A 17,927-nucleotide genomic window follows, 5' to 3' on the forward strand; every position below is an offset into this window, starting at 1 on the left:
AAATTAATGCTTAAACAGGTCGAAAAGTCTTTTTTCATGGATCACGATTATGACTTTCAAAGTGATTCTATATTTTTGTATATAACAGAAGACTATGAATACAAAAGATCTTTACGTTTAGATAAGGATATAATCCTGGATTTCGATAAAAATAATACACCTGTAGCTATAGAAATACTTCATGCTTCTAAAAGGTTCAATATCGATAAAATTCATTTAAAAAATCCAATAGACATTAATATGAATATAGAAGTTGGTAAAGATTATATTCATATAAAAGCAGCATTTAACGTCATTATTAGAAATAAGAATACTCCACTAGAATTCAATGCTGAAGGGGAAAATAGTATTAATTTACCATCTACAGAAACTCATTTCGCTGCTGCAGCAATTTAATTTTTTTATTTAATTATAAATATATAATTGGTATCAATTAAATTCACATTAATTTTAATTTTAATTTAGAATATAATTAATCATGAGTTAATTCCCTTTTAGAAGAATCAATGGCCTTTAATAATTCTGAGGTCAGTTCCATCTGTTTTTCTGCATAATTATTATATTTCTGTTCTAAATCTCGTAATCTATTTAATTCTTTTCGCTCCAGTAGGATTAATTCTTTATTCTCATCAAATTTAATATCTTTTTCATCAATTTTCAGGAATTCTTTTAATTCTTTATCCGAAAGCTTTGAGGACGATTCATGGAATGTTTCTATCTGTTTTTCTGTTTCCAAACCCACTAAATTTTCTTGTAGTTTATCCATTAAATTAACCAAAATTGATTTAGAATTGAGAAAGTATAATCCGTCATCTTTTATTAGTATTTTTAACTCCAGAAAGTCTTCTATGAACTTATCTAAAGTCATTCTGGATATTTCTGAACCTTGGGCCATCTCTTTTTTGGTGTATTTGTGAAAAGGATGGGCCAGTAAAAAATTTATTGTTTTTACTTGTGGGCATTTGCCAAAAATTTCAGTAAGCATATGGTAACCTCATAATGTATCTATGTATATTTATTATACATATTAAATCTTATAAAGCTTATTATTTAATCAAGTGTATAATTTTTTTACATATTAAGAATTTATTAATACTTATAATATAGAAATTATTAAATAATAAATCATACAGTTTAGTATTAGTTATTATGAAGTGAATTATAGAATCCAAGTGGAAGTTTTATATTCCCTTCGAAGAACAGTAAATATTGGGGTCAGACACACTCCCATTAAGAATGTTTGCCGTAGATTAAGTAAATATGATTGTAAAAAAGTGACCAAAGAAATTGGAAATTTTATTAAAAAAGATCTTATTTTACCATATATAACTCATCATGACAAAGATATTCGTTTAAACCCTACAAAAATGAATATAATAAAAAAAATGACTAAAATTAGATGGGATGAATTAAATGATTTCTAATATGGACATAGTTTTCATTTAAAAAAAAATTATTCATATAATTAACAAGCACTTAATTTATTTAAATTAACCCTAACAAAAAAACAATAGCATTAATTTTTATACTGTGGCCATTTCTGTTTCAATATTGGGAATACCCGTATCATTAGACGTGAAAGTGTTAACTGAGTGTATTTGCTCCTTATTATGAATTATTACACCCAGGAACAATTTTAGGCCAATAGATTTTTCATTAATGTCTACATTCATTTTTATGTTATTAATCCTTTTCAGACTATATTTTGGAGTTTTAAGAATATTAGAAGCACTTAATATTTCTAAGGCAACAGGATTACCATTTTTATCAAAATCTAGTATTACTTCATTATTTAATTCAATTGAAGTGTCGTATTCATAATCATTTTTAACATTAATAAATAATGCATCAACTTCCAAGTCATATTTGTACTCAATTTCAAAAATAGCTTCACATTTCATGGTGCCCTAATCCTCCTTTTAATGCTATTAGTATAGGTAGTTATTATTAAAATATTTTCTCTCTCATCAATACTTATAATAATATAAATATCCTCACTTTTCTTTGTAGGGTGCTCATATAATACTTTAAAACTATTATAACCCGTTTTTCCTATTAATACTGGTTTTTTATTAATTAAAGAATCATAAATCAAATCACGATCAATATTATAACTTCTCAATGAAAAAGAATCTATCACATGTCTAGATTCCCTAATTTTATCTTCATCTATATTTTCAATACTAAGATTCTTAATTATTACCCAAGCTTGATCTAAATCAAAATCACGAATTAATAACACCACCTTTCAATGAATAAAATTGATTTTAGATATTATCATAAGTATAAATAAATTAGTATTAATTATTATATGTATCTATTTAATAAAAAATATAATATTTACGAATAATAGCTTGTTAAATATAAAAAACGGTACAGATACTGTAAAAACATCCCATTGAATTAAATACTCCTTTTAAACTATTTATTTTCAAATTAAATCAACCATACTCCCTAAATAAAAGTAATACTTATCCTCATTAAAAATATTTAAATATAAACATCACATAAAAATATACTATTAAAGAAAATTAATTTTTACACAATTCATCAAATAATGGGGGTAATATAATAAATTCATTTAAAAAGAAAATAATATTCACCATAATCATGGCCCTGGCCCTATTTGCCATAGCCAGCCCGGCCTCAGCAGCCGATTATACGGTAAATAATACTAATTATATGAATGTGTTCAATACTACTGGAATTAATAGTAATTTCAACCTCAATGGAACAGATTACACCTTCCAGGATGGAGATACCTTCACCTTCTTATCTGGTATCTATACCAATGTTCAGATAATCCTGGATAAAACCATTAATCTCATAAGTAATGGTGCTTTCTTTACCAATGAAACCACTGATTATTATGTTATAAATATCCTGGATACTTCAATTTATTCCAATATCACTGGATTCAATATTAACGGGTCCTTAAATGTCTCTGCAGATAATGTTACTCTTAACAACAACTCCATTAATGCCTCTACACGTGATGGTATTATCATAAACAGTAACAACGTCACTATATTCAACAATAAAATAAAAAACAGTGCCCTTTCTGGTATCAACACCGCTGGAAACAATACTAACATCATCAATAACACTTTTGTATATAATCTGCAAAATGGAGTAACCTCCACCGGCGGAAACACCACCATCACTGGAAACACTATCTACTGCTATAACAACAGCAGTATCAACTCTACCGGTGCAGATGCAATTATAAACAACAACCACATCTTCAGAAACTTCTTCGTGAATAACAGCACCTACACCAATGTATTCAACAGTACTGGAATTAACAGTAATTTCAACCTAGATGGAATCGACTACACCTTCCAGAACGGAGATACCTTCACCTTCCTAGAAGGAATCTATGAGAATGTGAAAATCATCCTGAATAAACCAGTGGCCATCATAGCTAATGGAAGTGTTAACCTCACCAGTAATGGTGCCAGCGACATTATACATGTTTTAAATACTGCCAACAACACTAATGTCTCAGGTTTCTATATCAATGGTTCTCTCAGTGTAGATGGAAATAATTCTATTATAGACAAAAATACTATTGTCAACTCGTCCCGTGATGGTATTCTAATTTCAGCCAGTAATGTTACCGTATCCAATAATAATATCAAAAACAGTAATTCATCTGGTGTAAAATCTACTGGAAATAATGTAGTTATTAGAAATAATCATATATCTTCCAGTAATCAGAATGGGGTCGAATCTTCAGGAAGTAATGCTAGTATTAGTAGTAATTATATCACAGATAGTACAAAAAACGGAATAAACTCCTCAGGGGATAATTCAGTAATCTACAACAACACTATCATGAATAATCGCAAGTCAGGTATTCATTCTGAAGGATCTAAGACCAACATCACTTCAAATTATATTTATAATAGCAGTGAGCACGGTATAAATTCTAAAGGGAACAATGCCACCATATCTCAGGATAGCTCATATTATAATGGGATGCATGGAATATATGTTTCTGGAAACAATACTAAGATAGATAATTCATATACTTATTATAATGGGCATTCTGGTGTTTATTCTACTGGTAATTCTAATTCACTGACTTCAGTTTACTCTAAATTTAATGGAATGAATGGAATACAAATTAATGGAATTAATAACACCATAACATATTCCACTGCAGAAAATAACACTTTAAATGGGATATATTCTACAGGTGCTAACAACCAGATCAGTTCCATTACTGTTCAATACAATGGAAACAATGGGATATACTCCACAGGAGACAGTGCAAATATAAACAATATCAATGCTGCAAATTACAACAAACAAAACGGAATACTCAGCACAGGAAACAACGCATATTTATTTTATATTAAGAATGCAGCCAATAATAAGCAAAACGGAATTTTAATAAGTGGTAAAAACGCACAAATCTTATGGGTTGAAAACGCTACTAACAATATTCAAAATGGCATTGCTTCTTTAGGAAACAATAGTTACTTGTGGTATATTGTGGCCAATAATAATCAAAATGGAATTTATACATCTGGTTTCAACACAACCCTAGTCTCAGTATATGCCCAATTCAATAAAAATCATGGGATTTTAACAACTGGAAATAATGTTAGGATATTTAATTCAATAATCAAATTCAATACATTAAATGGGATTTACTCCACAGGACAAAAGGCCCATATTGAAAATATCCAATCCCAGAACAATAAACAAAACGGAATTTGCAGTAGCGGCAGTCTTTTAGAGATTTTTAACTCAGTAATATCCAGTAATTATTTAAATGGAGTATATTCAACAGGATATAAACCTTATTTCCAGAATTTAACTGTTTACTCCAATAGATTAAATGGTATCATTATCTATGGTTCAGAGGGCTTTGTATACAACAGTAACATTTATAAAAATATGAATGGTGTATATGCCAAAGGATCAAAAGCCATTGTTTATGTGAGTAAAATATATTCTAATTCCTATTATGGAGTATATTCCATTGGTGCTTCTTCTAAGATAGTTAAAAACAAAATTTACTCCAACAGGGGCCATGGTGTATATTCTGCAGGATCATCTAGCCAGATTTATTACAATACTATTTACAGCAACTACAAAAACGGAATATATTCCACATCCAAATATGTACTAATTGCAGATAACACGGCTTCCTACAACAAAAACAATGGAATTTATTCTACTGGCATAAAGGCTAAGATTGGTAGAAATACTGTTAAAAATAATTTATATTATGGTATTTATTCCAAAGGTAAAGGATCAGTAGTAGTACAAAATAAGGCCAGTGGCAATAAGAAAGGAAATATTAGAAAATAGTCTTTAAATGGCTATTTTTTCTATATTTTAAAAAATAATATTTTATACACTAAAAAAACACATTACTTTTTTATTTTAAAAAAAAATCATTTATACCTTATTTTTTTAAAAAAATCTGTTCTAATGAATTTAGATAAATTTAGATAATTTTTCAAATTTCAATTAGTTTTAATAAAAAAAATAAAAAATATTATTTTAACTCCGGATGAAACACCTCAATTCCTTCTTCTTTTAAAACGTCAAAGGCCCCTACCTCACGAGTATGTATAGGATAAACCTTTTCTGGAGAGATATCTCTAATCATATCCCGTATTTCGGGCCCACAGGCATGGCCGGAAGCATGGTAACCCGTATGGACTTCAATGCCAAAGTGGTTCAACCAGTTTCTCTCTCGCCTACCATCAATCTCCATTTCGTCGTTGAAGGGCTCTGTTTTGGATTTAATGTAAATAGCATTTTCTGGTTGGATATCAATGAGTTCTTTAAATTCAAAGTAGTCACACTGAAACATGTAGTCCTCTGGTCTCTCTTGCAAATCTAGGTAGTTCACATTGTTTTCCCAGGTGATATAATCTTTCTCCCATCCTTTATAATCTCCCAGTATATATTCACGGTCTATTTCACTGCTGCACACCCATTCCTCATCAAAACAGACCTGTGACTCTCCACCCATAAGGCCCCAGGTTCTGCGCGGTACATAAACCGCCACATCATCAATTTCAGGGTATCCTCTACCAGAAAATGCATTTAATAAAAAGGCCTGTTTGGTATTGACCACCATTGTCCTATCTGAATCACGGGCTGCTTCATAAAAGGTTAAAAAACGATCCAGATCTCTAATCGGATAATTCACAATTATTAATCCTTTATGGGAAAGGGATAATTCTCGAGCCTTCTTTTCAATTTCTTCTTCGGTGGTGTTATGGTCGCGGTCAATACGGGTTCCCTCAGTAATTAAGGTGGTAGGGGCAAATTTTTTCGCTTCTTTAATGAATTTTTTAGTCTCATATTCTCTTTTACCATGGAAACGGAAATCACCAGTATAAACCAGCGATTCTTCTCCATTATCAACCAAAAATGCACAAGAACCAGGCAGTGAGTGGTCCACCGGAGCCGATTTTATGATAAATTCCCCAATTTCAAAGTCTTTATAAGGTTCTACAATTTCAATAGGCCTTGATTTTTTAGTATCTTTAGCTGTGGCCTTTTTATGAGTGGTTTTTGAATTTTTATTTAATCTAGTCTTGGCCAAATAAAGAAAATCATCAGCATAATTCAAATAATTATTAAAACCGGCCATTCCCGTCTCTTCCAGGGCTTTGATAATCAAATAGCTTTCTTCACTCATGTAAAATGGAATATCATCCCTTATATGGTGCAAATAACCCACGTGATCCAAATGGGCGTGGGATATCAATATTCCATCACTGGAAGGTTTTTGATGGTGATTAAGGCCCAGGTGTCTTATATAATCCTCCCGATAAAGGCCCTTTATTTTAGGTAATAAACCAAATTCCACCAGATCCATAATTCCATTTAATTTTCTAGGCTGTAAAAATTCTGAAAAGTAATCTCCTTCTGAATTGAAACTTTTTCCAAAGTCCAGGAAAAATGAATTTTTTACCCCTCGAACATGAATCTTATTGCCACCTATTTCCTCTACTCCACCATGAAAATCTATCTGCACCATAAAATAATCACTCCTTAACCATTACTAATATAATGGAATTAGTACTTAATATAAAATAAGAAAGTATATTCATTAATTTCACAGGAAGCAAATACATTTTATCCAATAAACTATCAATCCCATAAAATTTCTATAAAATTATTCTTAACCCGAAAAGCAAATATTTTTAATTTTATATGGAGCAAAAAATAATGGCCAATGAAAATGAGATAAGTTCAGAAGAGTTTGAAGAAATTTTAAAAAACTGCGATGACCAGCTCCAGGAAAATCCCTCTGCACCAGACACCTGGACTAGAAGGGGAATGGCCCTTTTAGCATTGAGTAAGCCATCTGAAGCACTGGAAAGCTTTGAGAAGGCATTGGAAATAGATAATGAATTCGATTGGGCCTTGCAAAATATTTCAAACGCATTATTTATGTTGGGTAGATATGATGAGGCCCAGGAATATCTAGAAAATCTATTAAAGAAAGATCCAGAAGATGATATTACCATTAATAACCTGGGTTTCCTGCTCATGAGTATGGGAAAATATGATGAAGCATTAGAAATATTCAACAGTTTATTAGAAAAACAATATGATTCCCAACTCCTTAAGCAAAAGATTAACTGTTTAATGGAACTAAGAGAATACCCAGAAGCATTAGAATGCAATGATTATCTTTTAAAAGAAGCCCCTGATGATGGAGAATTGTTAATCCAGAAAGGGAATATTTTATTGGGCTTGGAAGATTATGCAGAAGCTATAAATGTCTTTGATGATGCTATCAATATAAATCCTGATGAGTCAGAAATCTGGAATTTAAAGGGTATTGGGCATTTCCTAATGGAAGAATTTGAAAAATCATTGCAAGCTTATGATAAATCTATTTCTCTAAATCCCGATAATGAATGGCCCTGGTTTTTAAAGGGTAAATTACTATTTGAAATGGGTGACTATGAAGGAGCTTTAAATAGTTTTGATACATCACTGAATTTAAATGATTTAAATCCAGAAGGCTGGTTTAGAAAAGGACTGGCTTTATATGAACTTAAACAATTCACCGAATCCATTGAAAGCTATGATAAAGCCCTGGAACTTTATGAAATATATCCTGAGGCCTGGAATGCTAGAGCATTATCTTTATTAGAATTAGGAGAACACGAAGAAGAAATTCGCTCCTATGACAAGTCCATAGAATACAATCCCCAATACTCTGATGCCTGGACCAATAAGGGTGCTACTTTAGTTATGTTAGGAGAAGAAGTAGAGGGTTTAAAGTGTTTTAATCAGGCCCTTCGAATTAATCCCCATGATATAATTGCTTGGATGAATAAGGGAAATATTTTAATGGCCAGTGAGAATTTTAAAGATGCAGCAGATTGTTTTAAAAAGGTTATGGAACTTGAGCCGGGAATTTTAATGGCCCGCCTATCATATGCCAAGGCCCTCTTTAATATGGAAAAATACGACTATGCCCTAAAGATTCTCAAAGAAATAATTCAAGTGGATCCTGAACTAGATTTAGCCTGGTTTTATCAAGGTTTGAGTTTAATAGAAACTGGGAAAATTGAAGAGGCTTTAGATTCCATAAATAAATCTCTGGAAATAAATCCCCACAACCCGGAAGCATGGGTGTGGAAGGGAAAAATATTTTTAATGAATGAAAATGAAACCGAAGCATTAGAATGTTTTAATAAAAGTATAGCAGAAGATGAAAATAATCTATTGGCTTACCTATTTAAAGGAATAATTTTAACTGAATTTAAAGAGTTTGAAGGGTCTATTGAATGTTTTGATCGTATTTTACAAGTTGATCCTGAAAATAAAGAAGTTTTAATTAAAAAAGCTGTATCCTTGGGCCAAATAGGGAGATATATGGATGCTATAGATGCCGTGGATATTGTTCTAGAATATGATAAAGTGGATTTTGATGCTCTTTATTTGAAGGCTGATGCCTTACGTCGTTTAGAATTTTTAGATGAAGCCCGGGAATATTTCCAGAAACTGGTGGATCTATACTCGGATCATGCTGGAGCATGGTATGAGTTAGGAATAACTTATCAAGAAATGAAAGAACAATTAAAGGCCATTGAATCCTTTGAAAAAGCCATTGAAATAAACCCTGAATTTGAATGGGCCCTGAATTCACTGGCAGTGAGTCAAGCCCTACATGGTCAATTTGATAATGCATTAGAGACGGTAAATCATGCATTAGATATTGATCCTGAAAATAAAGAGGCTCTTGATCTTAAAAGAGATATTGAAGATCATGTAATAGAAAATAAAAATGAAAATGAAAAATAGGGAGTTTTGTATATATTTATGGGCTGATTTAATTTTAAGTAGTTATATAGTCCTTAAAATTTTATGCTGGTTAATTTTATAGTTATGATTCATTAAAATTAAATTTTTTACTTTTTCTTATTGGATGAAAATATAAAAATAATTAATTAAATGCTAATTTTCTAACCATTCTGGACGATAAACTTTCCAGTAATAGTCATTTGCACTGAATTGGGTTGTTTCATATCTAATTGATGTTTCCCAGGCATCTTCCTGACTTATTTTGATTTCTGTGGAGGAAGTCTTTTCTAAGGTCAGTGCATATCCAAAATCACGAACCCATTTACCATTCTCTTTATAATAATATGTTTTAAAGATTTTTATGGTATTTTCATGGTACCCGTATGTTTTCCAGATACATTTAGCATCAGTTGTTGTATATTTAGTTCCGTGATCTATTAAATCACCGTTTTGAGCTGCTGCTACTGGCCCTATTACTTGTAGAGAGAATACAGCAAACAAAATTGTCAAAATTGTAATAAATTTTATTTTCAAACTTTCACACCCTTTTACCAATTAAAATTTGGTTAATGTATAATTTAAAAGTTTAAATATATAATTTTTTCTATTATTGTGAATAATTTCCTAGTTATTTAAAATTGAAATTCTTAGTTCCAGTGAATGGATAAATAATAATAAAACAATAAATTTATATATTCAAACTTTTACATTATACATTACGAGGTGAAAATGTGAGAAGTTTAAAAATAGCATCGATATTGCTGCTAAGCATCATTTCATTAAGTACTTTTTCAGCAGTATCAGCAACATCTAACAGTGTTTTTGAAGAAAAACAGATTAATGTAAATGTAAATGACAACTTTCAAATAGAATTACCTGATATTTCAGGCAGTAGTGGTTATTGCTGGAACACACAATATGATTATGCAATGGTCAGTTTAACCAATGAAAAAATTATCCACACTGTAATAGATCCATGTTTTATCGGAGGCAACATAAAGCAATACACATTTACAGCAAAAAAACCAGGTCAAACCAAAATAATCATGACTGAATCCAGGCCATGGTCCAATGAAATGCCTGCAAAGATAATTACCTACTTAATAAATATTAAATAAAACTTTTTCTTTTTTAAATTGATAGATTAATATAAACATTTTTTTCTTTTGAATTCATTATTAGATTCCTTAAAAAAATTTCATATTTTTCTTCTAAAAAACTGAATATTTTTCTATTTCTTATAAAAACTAATACTTTACTATTTATCTAAAAAACTGAATATTTTTCTATTTCTTATAAAAACTAATACTTTACTATTTATCTAAAAAACTGAATATTTTTCTATTTCTTATAAAAAATTATTAATATCATTGATGTAAATCATTAAATATTCTTTAAATTATATTTAGCCGTGAAAATCATGTCAACTCTATCCCTTGAAAATATAGATGCCATTTTGGAATATATTCCCTATTTTGAATCACTTAAAAAAGAATGCTACAAGATAGATCCTGATAAATCTCTAATGGATCCCTATTTTTACTCAGAAAAGACTTCAGAGTTTATAAATGCACTCTATGAAAACAATTTTATCCAGGCCCTAGATTGGTCTGAATTTAATACTTTAGAAAGCGTAGAAAACATTGAACATACCGATATAGACACTCTTGTCAAAATTTTAACAGCATATATTAGAGCAGATCGTTTTTCCAGCGGTAGTGTGGCCAATTTTATCAAAGAAGGGCATCTTTTAAGGATTTTATATCGTTTAAGAGAAATTAAAAATAAATAGCTCTTATTATTTGTATTCTGACCCATGCCGCAAGATTATTAATTCCAATATTATTTAAATGACAGTATTTACATAATATAAAACTAAGCAAAGCATGGAAACTGGGTTGATAACTTTCAGGCCATGCATTTGAAATAATTGTCAAATCGAAAAAAGAGGGATAAGATGGATGCCACCAAGTTTAAACTGATTTTAAGTGAAAAAGAAAAATTAGCAGAAGAATTTGGCTTTAAAGAAGTCGATGGTTGCTGGAATTGTAAAAATAGTTATAATTGGGATTACCGTGGCAATGGTGAATGTGAATTTCTTTATGAATTATTAAAAAAAAGAATTGGAGAAAGAACTGAAATTAAAGATCTATTCTTTGAAGTTTATCTTAATGATAAATGTGATAAATGGGATTTAATGGAAGAAGAAGAAGATTAGGCCCATAATATACTTATTAAACAACATCAAAATCAAATAATATTTTAGGAATTTTAATAATTTTAATAATATCTTTATAGGCATAATTAAATACTTCAAAAAATAATGAAGTATTTTTAATTTTTTAACCATTTTCCTTTATTAATATAAAAATCGGCTATTTTTGATTATTCAAACTACTCTCTTTTTTAATTAAATTAAAAAAATTCAAATATCTTTTATTTAATTTTATAAAATTAAATAATTATTATTAACTAGTAAATAAAATATTTATTAAGTTAAAAAATATATTATTCTAATTAATTTAATTATGGATTTAATGGAAATATGACCACTAAAACCCTCACCACTTCACAAAAAAAGGCCATCACCCATTATAAAGGCCCCTTAATGATTATAGCTGGGCCTGGAGCCGGTAAAACTTGGGTTCTTATACAGAGGGTAACTAATCTTATTAGACATCATAAAGTCTCTCCAGAAAATATTTTACTCACCACATTCACCATCAAAGCCTCAGAAGAGTTAAAGGCCCGTTTGAGTAATGAGATTGGTGAGAAGGCGGAAAATGTTCATATTTCCACCATTCACTCTTTTTGTAAATCTATTTTAGAAGATTATCCCGAATATCATAATTTGGGTAGTGGCTTTGATGTTTTGGATGATGAAAGCCAGTTGATGTTTTTAAGGAGTAATTTAGGCGAGTTTGATAATATACGGGAAGATAGATTAGTGGAATTATTAGATTTTTACAATAAATGTGGGGAAAATGAAATAGATCCAGATATTTTAATAGAAAAAATCAAAGAAAGATATCCTCATAATAAGACCTATCAAAAAATCTGTCTCTCCTATAAAAAATACCTGGAATTATTAGGCCGAGAACATAAAATTGATTTTTCAGGCCTTCAAATTGCTGTTTTAGACATTTTAGAAAATAATCAAGATATTTTAAATGATTTAAGGAATAAATATCAGTTTTTACTTATTGACGAGTATCAGGACACCAGCTCTCTGCAAGATAAGATTTTCCAGTTAATGGCCACTCCCCAAAACAATATCTGCGTGGTAGGTGATGATGATCAGAGCATATATTCCTTTAGAGGGGCTAATATCTTTAATTTTGTTAAATTTCCAGAAAAATATCCAGAAACAAAAGTAGTTCGCTTGAATAAAAACTTCCGTTCTACTAAAAATATCATAAAGGCCTCTGAATTATTCATGGGTAAGCACCGTCTGGTAGAAAAAGAGATTGAACCATGGCGCAGTAAAGGAAATGAACTGGTGCTCCTCAAAAACAATACCGAAGGGGAAGAAGCCCATCAAATTGTAAAGCTAATTCATGATATGAAGGAACATGGTATTGTTCCCCATTATGGTTATGTCACTTTACTTTTTAGAAGCGTTAAATATCATGCCGGAGCTATTTTAAGGGAATTAAAAAAAGAGAAAATTAACTACACCATAAGAGGAGATAAGTCATTCCTAATGAGGGATGAAATCCAGACCGTCCTTTTTTCAATGCATTATGTGGACTCTGATGATTATAGTAAAAAATTTAAAACCAGATGGGGCCGATGGTGGAACCTGGACTTATTTTTAAATGATTTCATGGATATAAGTCCTGAAACAGTTGATATTCTAAAAAAAATGGAAGATGTTGCTCCGGAGAATGATAGAAAAATCAGAACGACAGACTTGAATAAAAATATTATAAATATAAGTCAGTTAAAAACTGAAAAAGAATTCAAACAGAAAGGTATAGTAAATAAGAAAGATATCACCAAGCTAATGGCCTTAAATATTTTTAAAAATGATTTAAAGACTAATCAAATGGATGTTTTATCCATATTCTATAAATTACTGGATATTTCCACCTATCTTAAAAGGTTGACTTATGATGAGATTATAAATACTGAAAAATTAGATGTGGATAAATATTATGTTGAAAATCAAGCAGAAATTGATAAATCTTCCTTAAGAAACAAATGGGATTCATCTGAACAAGAAGAAAAGGAAGACGTCCTTTTTAATTTGTCTAAACTCTCTGGAATTATTAAAAGATATCAGGAATTTTCCAAAGAACCATCACTGGAGGATTTCCTAAAATTCTTATTCAAATTACCAAAAAAAATGCAATACGACGAGGAATTACTGGAAGATCCACGAGCACTGAAAATAATGACGGTGCATCAGGCCAAAGGCCTTGAATTTCCAGTAGTATTTATCTGTGGGGCAGCTGAAAATAAATTCCCTTTAAAAAGTCAGTACAAAGATATTCTCCCTATACCATCTGAACTTTTAAAGTTCATTCCCGATGGACAGGTAAATGAAGAGCGCCGACTATTCTATGTGGCCATGACCCGTGCCCAGGATAATCTAATTATATCTCCCGGTGGTAAAAAATCGCAGTTCATCGAGCATGACATTGGTATTGAAGAATTTTCTGATGTTGATAAAATTATAGAAAAATGTGAGGAACGTGAAGTAGCTCACAGTCCACTTCAAGTCTCTTTTTCATCTATCAGCACCTATGAAACCTGCCCTTTTCGTTATAAATTGATTTATTATTATTTATTTGAATACCAGCCCACTCAAAAACAGAAATATGGTACTATACTCCACCATTGTCTTAATCGTGTCCATCAGGCCATACAAGATAAAGAAGATATTGATAAAAACAAGATTCAGTGCTTTGTAGACAAATCTTGGGCCCCTTTACATGAAAATGAGTTAGAAGATCAGTTAAATAAAGCCAATCTGGTAAAAAAACTGGTATTTTACTACGATAATATGAAAAATTATATTAAAGAAGTTATTTCTACTGAAGAGCCCTTTGCACTCTTTAAAGCTGATACTCTAATTACAGGAAGGACTGATTTAATAATTAAAAATCCAGAAAACCAGTTGGAGCTGGTTGATTTTAAGGCCCGTGGTGAATCAGCCTTAGAACGATTGCAAGTCGAGCTACAGCTCAATATTTATGAATATGGCTTGCAAAAGAAGTATAAATTTCATAAAATGTGTGCCTATCACTTTGATAGCAATGATCAGACCTATTATCCTCCAGAAAAAGATTTTCAAGATATTGAATCACATGTTCAATCCATCTGTCAAGGAATTAATAATAAAGAATTCCCTGCCCTTTCCAGCAGAAGATGTGTGAATTGCTTCTTTAGTTTCGTTTGTGAGGATACTTTAGATTAAAAATAAATATAATTCGTCTTTAATTTCATTATATAGATATATTAAAATAAAATATAAAAATAAATCTAAATTAATTCTTAAAATATAATGCAAATAAAGCAATTATTAAAAATAATTATTCTCTATTACACAATAGGACGTTTCCACTACCCACATTTTCAGATTCAACTTCCCGAATTATGGTTACCATGGCCTGAACAGGTAGTCCCATAATTTCACTTGCAGATTCTGAAAAAGATTTTACAAGTTTTTCTTTTTGTTCTTTAGTTAATTTGGGCCCATCTATAGTGATTACTGGCATATTAATTTCCTCCACATTATTATAATATTTCAATTAACCTTTTATTTTAAACATTTTAAAAAATTATTTAAAAAAATAATACATCTAAATATCTTATATTTATAGAATTCTTGATTTAAAATGAATATTAAATAAAAAAATTATTAAATTACCGCCAGTTCCCCCGCGGAGGTAATTTCCAGTTTATTTCGAGCAATAAAACCCATTTCCCTTAATTCCCGTATATGATTATAAGTCATTCCTCTACTAATCCCTATTTTAACCGCCAGATTCTTAACAGAAGTTTCGCCTTTTTGCAGTTCCTCTAAGACTTCTTTTTTAGTTTTAGAAATTCCAAAATTCAAAATAGGTAAATCAATTAATTCACTGTCTTCTTCAGTAACATATACAATTCTTTCTACATCATGGTGACGCGCATAGCAGCCAAATAAAGCACCCAGGGCCTGAGGTTTACGGCCTCCACTAATATTAACCACTACTCTCCTACCATTAGCTTTTTCGTCCTCGATGACACTTGTAGTATCTTCAGCGACTTTTACGACATTATATAAACTAGTTTCTTTTGGAACAATTTCTATAAATTTTCCTACAGTATCATTTAAAATCTGTTCCACTTTAGTTTTCTCATCAGGCGCATCATCTTCTCTTAAAAGAATAACTTTTTTTGGAGAAAATTGGGTGATGCAAATCATCACCGGCTCAATGGAGTAGATTGTGGATATCAAAGTTGTATCCATATTACCACTTTCCTTAGCTTTTCATACCCTCTATGTGTGAAGGTTGAACAATACATTTTACAATACTAATGTTATGTTATAACTATATAATATAAATATCTCCATTAATGGGTTGATTGAGTAGAATTTGTTTGAATGCAAAAATAGTTAATGTTAAACATTTTATCATTTTAAATTTCCATACTCATTCCATAATCAATAAGAGATATAAATTATATTAGTTAATTATTTTATTCCATTTAGTTACTCATATTTCATATTGTAGTATAGATATTTAGTAATTCATTAAATAAATACTTTAGGATAGCATAACATTAAATAAAGCCTATAAAAACATTAATATTATAAAAAATATATTATAGCTTCTCTAATTAAATAATAGGATTTTTAAAGTTTATTTAATCTAATCGAGGAAATTAAAAAGGTTTTATTATTATAAAATGCAAACAGGTAAAATAGATTAAAAAAAGTACTCACATCCACTTGGGCCAGGCCACTTAAAAAAGATTTATGGTTAAGTTACTTTATTTTGAATTGTTTACTGTTGTTTTGAATTGTTCTCGGTCTGTTTTGTTTCTTTGGAGTTCATTGTTATATCAGATAGTAATTCTAATCGTAAAGTTAGATATTATCCCATAAATTCTTTGCTTCTGATTCTCTCTTTTTTCTTTGAGTTATATTTAATTCTCTTTTCGTATGGAGTAATTTTTTATTTAAACTTGAATATTTTTGTATTATAGAAATCATAGGTTCTGACCACTCAGATAATGAAGGGCTCTCTGAATAATTATTATTCATATAACCATATTGTGATATTAATTCAAAAGGATATTTATAAAAGTTATTTATTGTCTCTTTTATTTTTAAAAATTGTTTATTATGGTTATCATATCCTAAATCATGGTTAGTTGTATGTTCCGGAATTTCAAGGGCATGTGACCAATAGGTAACATTATTAAATTCTTCATCTATTTTTGATGCAATGATATTATTTAAAGAGTTACATTTTTCCTTTAAATTTCCTAATTGTTCTTTATTTAAATTATTAGTTATTTCATATTGAGATTTTACAGTAACAGCAATACTTTCATCAATATAATATTTGATGAAACCTTTTGTTTCTTCAATAAATTCTTTGCTTAACTTATCCATGTCAGTTATAATCTGAATATTTTCTTTTTCTATTTCCTCTATTTTCTCTTCAAAATCGTTCGCCAAATTTAATCCCCCCATATTTATAATAAATAATTATTATTTCATAATATTAAATTTATGCCTAAAATTAGTTTTCGTATTATTAGCTTGATAGATAATAGAAACTATAATGATCTGATTAAAACTACTTAATTATGACAAAATTAATATTTAATAAAAAGAATAGTAACTCAATATTTATATACAATTTAATATAATAATCATGTGAGATGATATATTTGTCCAATCTACCAAAATATTTAAAATCAGGAATAATAATGTCTTTATTCATTTTCGGAATTTTTATTTCATTTAATTTATCTGATAATGGTGGAGGAGTCAGTGCCGTAGAAAATATAAACTCTAATCTTTTAGGATCCAATAATTTAGGATCTGTTGAAAAAATTGGGCCATTTGGGAATACATCTTCTAAGATTAGAATTGCTTATATAATTGGAGTACATCCTTTAGAATATAAATCCCACTCCGCACTATTTGAATCCATCATAAACAAGCAAAATTCCCTTAACTATTGTTATTACATTTATAAAGTACGTGTAACCAAAGATACTAAAAATTATGCTAAAAGTAGGATGAACGGACAGAAATTAGCCCATTCTTATGTGGTTCCTAATGTAAAAAAACAAAAATACAATCTGGTTATTGACGTACACTCCCACCGAGGAAATTATCCTAAAAAAAGATTTGTTTTTGCCCCAAACAATAATAAGGCCTCTAAAAATATTGCTCTGAAAATTAAATCTAAGTTAAGCTGGCTAAGTTACAGTTTCCCTCCATCTCAAACCAGCCCTAAATACGTTACTATCCCTATAGTAAAATCTGGAACTAAAACCATAATATATGAAAATTATATGTACCAGCCATATACCCAAACAAAAATTCAGGCCTTGGCCTTTGTTAATGTGGTAGATAAGCTTAAATTTTAATTAAAGCTTATAATTATTCTTTTTTT

General features: G+C 29.8%; 17 protein-coding genes. 9 read left to right on the forward strand and 8 right to left on the reverse strand.

Translation table 11 applies throughout. From position 1 onward, the window contains the following. The first annotated feature begins 6 nt into the window (after positions 1–6). Entirely contained in the window at positions 7–396 is a 390-nt protein-coding gene (locus tag Q7I96_00630; protein MDO9626113.1) for a DUF2283 domain-containing protein, read from the forward strand. 76 nt (positions 397–472) lie between these two features. On the opposite strand, the gene Q7I96_00635 is transcribed toward Q7I96_00630, so the two are convergent. Further along, the gene (locus Q7I96_00635) at positions 473–985 is read right to left on the reverse strand and encodes a hypothetical protein (GenBank protein MDO9626114.1); all 513 of its coding nucleotides are present in this window, start codon (positions 983–985) and stop codon (positions 473–475) included. A gap of 187 nt (positions 986–1,172) precedes the next feature. On the opposite strand from Q7I96_00635, the gene Q7I96_00640 reads away from it, so the two are divergent. Then, positions 1,173–1,424, forward strand: coding sequence for a hypothetical protein (locus Q7I96_00640; protein ID MDO9626115.1), 252 nt, complete (start codon positions 1,173–1,175; stop codon positions 1,422–1,424). A 99-nt stretch (positions 1,425–1,523) separates the two neighbouring features. Here Q7I96_00640 and Q7I96_00645 read toward each other — a convergent pair whose 3' ends face one another. Beyond that, entirely contained in the window at positions 1,524–1,901 is a 378-nt protein-coding gene (locus Q7I96_00645) for a DUF2283 domain-containing protein (protein MDO9626116.1), read from the reverse strand. Continuing rightward, positions 1,898–2,242 carry a hypothetical protein gene (locus Q7I96_00650; protein MDO9626117.1) on the reverse strand — a complete coding sequence of 115 codons (345 nt, stop codon included), beginning with the start codon at positions 2,240–2,242 and terminating at the stop codon, positions 1,898–1,900. Before Q7I96_00650 ends, Q7I96_00645 begins: the two co-directional genes overlap by 4 nt. 368 nt (positions 2,243–2,610) lie before the next feature. Between Q7I96_00650 and Q7I96_00655 the strand changes: the two genes are divergently transcribed. Continuing rightward, a complete protein-coding gene (locus Q7I96_00655; protein MDO9626118.1) occupies positions 2,611–5,325 on the forward strand; it encodes a right-handed parallel beta-helix repeat-containing protein in 2,715 nt (904 codons plus the stop codon). 190 nt (positions 5,326–5,515) lie between these two features. On the opposite strand, the gene Q7I96_00660 is transcribed toward Q7I96_00655, so the two are convergent. Beyond that, positions 5,516–7,015, reverse strand: coding sequence for an MBL fold metallo-hydrolase RNA specificity domain-containing protein (locus Q7I96_00660; GenBank protein ID MDO9626119.1), 1,500 nt, complete (start codon positions 7,013–7,015; stop codon positions 5,516–5,518). A gap of 191 nt (positions 7,016–7,206) precedes the next feature. On the opposite strand from Q7I96_00660, the gene Q7I96_00665 reads away from it, so the two are divergent. Further along, complete coding sequence (locus Q7I96_00665) at positions 7,207–9,300, forward strand: tetratricopeptide repeat protein (GenBank protein ID MDO9626120.1); 2,094 nt, start codon at positions 7,207–7,209, stop codon at positions 9,298–9,300. Positions 9,301–9,453: 153 nt separating this feature from the next. On the opposite strand, the gene Q7I96_00670 is transcribed toward Q7I96_00665, so the two are convergent. Then, positions 9,454–9,834 carry a hypothetical protein gene (locus Q7I96_00670; GenBank protein MDO9626121.1) on the reverse strand — a complete coding sequence of 127 codons (381 nt, stop codon included), beginning with the start codon at positions 9,832–9,834 and terminating at the stop codon, positions 9,454–9,456. A 224-nt stretch (positions 9,835–10,058) separates the two neighbouring features. Here Q7I96_00670 and Q7I96_00675 point away from each other — a divergent pair, with 224 nt between their 5' ends. The 4 genes from Q7I96_00675 to Q7I96_00690 all read left to right on the forward strand — a co-directional run bounded on the left by Q7I96_00675 (position 10,059) and on the right by Q7I96_00690 (position 14,722). After that, positions 10,059–10,418: a protease inhibitor I42 family protein gene (locus Q7I96_00675; GenBank protein MDO9626122.1), complete on the forward strand. Its 360-nt coding sequence runs from the start codon at positions 10,059–10,061 to the stop codon at positions 10,416–10,418. Between the two features lie 302 nt (positions 10,419–10,720). Beyond that, entirely contained in the window at positions 10,721–11,092 is a 372-nt protein-coding gene (locus Q7I96_00680; GenBank protein ID MDO9626123.1) for a DUF6508 domain-containing protein, read from the forward strand. A 165-nt stretch (positions 11,093–11,257) separates the two neighbouring features. Then, the gene (locus Q7I96_00685; protein ID MDO9626124.1) at positions 11,258–11,518 is read left to right on the forward strand and encodes a hypothetical protein; all 261 of its coding nucleotides are present in this window, start codon (positions 11,258–11,260) and stop codon (positions 11,516–11,518) included. A gap of 327 nt (positions 11,519–11,845) precedes the next feature. Continuing rightward, on the forward strand, positions 11,846–14,722 hold the full coding sequence (locus Q7I96_00690; protein MDO9626125.1) for an ATP-dependent DNA helicase: 2,877 nt from the start codon (positions 11,846–11,848) through the stop codon (positions 14,720–14,722). A gap of 115 nt (positions 14,723–14,837) precedes the next feature. Here the strand turns inward: Q7I96_00690 and dmpI are convergent, their stop codons facing one another. The 3 genes from dmpI to Q7I96_00705 all read right to left on the reverse strand — a co-directional run bounded on the left by dmpI (position 14,838) and on the right by Q7I96_00705 (position 16,978). Beyond that, a complete protein-coding gene (gene dmpI / locus Q7I96_00695; GenBank protein ID MDO9626126.1) occupies positions 14,838–15,023 on the reverse strand; it encodes a 4-oxalocrotonate tautomerase DmpI in 186 nt (61 codons plus the stop codon). A gap of 143 nt (positions 15,024–15,166) precedes the next feature. Continuing rightward, positions 15,167–15,760: a CRISPR-associated CARF protein Csa3 gene (csa3, locus tag Q7I96_00700; GenBank protein ID MDO9626127.1), complete on the reverse strand. Its 594-nt coding sequence runs from the start codon at positions 15,758–15,760 to the stop codon at positions 15,167–15,169. 621 nt (positions 15,761–16,381) lie between these two features. Then, entirely contained in the window at positions 16,382–16,978 is a 597-nt protein-coding gene (locus tag Q7I96_00705) for a hypothetical protein (protein ID MDO9626128.1), read from the reverse strand. A gap of 215 nt (positions 16,979–17,193) precedes the next feature. Between Q7I96_00705 and Q7I96_00710 the strand changes: the two genes are divergently transcribed. Continuing rightward, positions 17,194–17,901, forward strand: a complete 708-nt coding sequence (locus Q7I96_00710; protein MDO9626129.1) for a hypothetical protein — start codon at positions 17,194–17,196, stop codon at positions 17,899–17,901. Positions 17,902–17,927 lie beyond the last annotated feature (26 nt).

This window comes from Methanobacteriaceae archaeon (assembly GCA_030656015.1).
In the GTDB taxonomy this organism is placed as follows: domain Archaea; phylum Methanobacteriota; class Methanobacteria; order Methanobacteriales; family Methanobacteriaceae; genus UBA349.

Bases quoted from the DNA above. Each gene is read 5' to 3' on its own strand.
- Q7I96_00665 (MDO9626120.1), top strand. From the start codon at position 7,207: ATGGCCAATGAAAATGAGATAAGTTCAGAAGAGTTTGAAGAAATTTTA.
- dmpI (MDO9626126.1), bottom strand. From the start codon at position 15,023: ATGCCAGTAATCACTATAGATGGGCCCAAATTAACTAAAGAACAAAAA.
- Q7I96_00660 (MDO9626119.1), bottom strand. From the start codon at position 7,015: ATGGTGCAGATAGATTTTCATGGTGGAGTAGAGGAAATAGGTGGCAAT.
- csa3 (MDO9626127.1), bottom strand. From the start codon at position 15,760: ATGGATACAACTTTGATATCCACAATCTACTCCATTGAGCCGGTGATG.
- Q7I96_00655 (MDO9626118.1), top strand. From the start codon at position 2,611: ATGGCCCTGGCCCTATTTGCCATAGCCAGCCCGGCCTCAGCAGCCGAT.
- Q7I96_00635 (MDO9626114.1), bottom strand. From the start codon at position 985: ATGCTTACTGAAATTTTTGGCAAATGCCCACAAGTAAAAACAATAAAT.
- Q7I96_00630 (MDO9626113.1), top strand. From the start codon at position 7: ATGCTTAAACAGGTCGAAAAGTCTTTTTTCATGGATCACGATTATGAC.
- Q7I96_00685 (MDO9626124.1), top strand. From the start codon at position 11,258: ATGGATGCCACCAAGTTTAAACTGATTTTAAGTGAAAAAGAAAAATTA.
- Q7I96_00690 (MDO9626125.1), top strand. From the start codon at position 11,846: ATGACCACTAAAACCCTCACCACTTCACAAAAAAAGGCCATCACCCAT.
- Q7I96_00680 (MDO9626123.1), top strand. From the start codon at position 10,721: ATGTCAACTCTATCCCTTGAAAATATAGATGCCATTTTGGAATATATT.
- Q7I96_00645 (MDO9626116.1), bottom strand. From the start codon at position 1,901: ATGAAATGTGAAGCTATTTTTGAAATTGAGTACAAATATGACTTGGAA.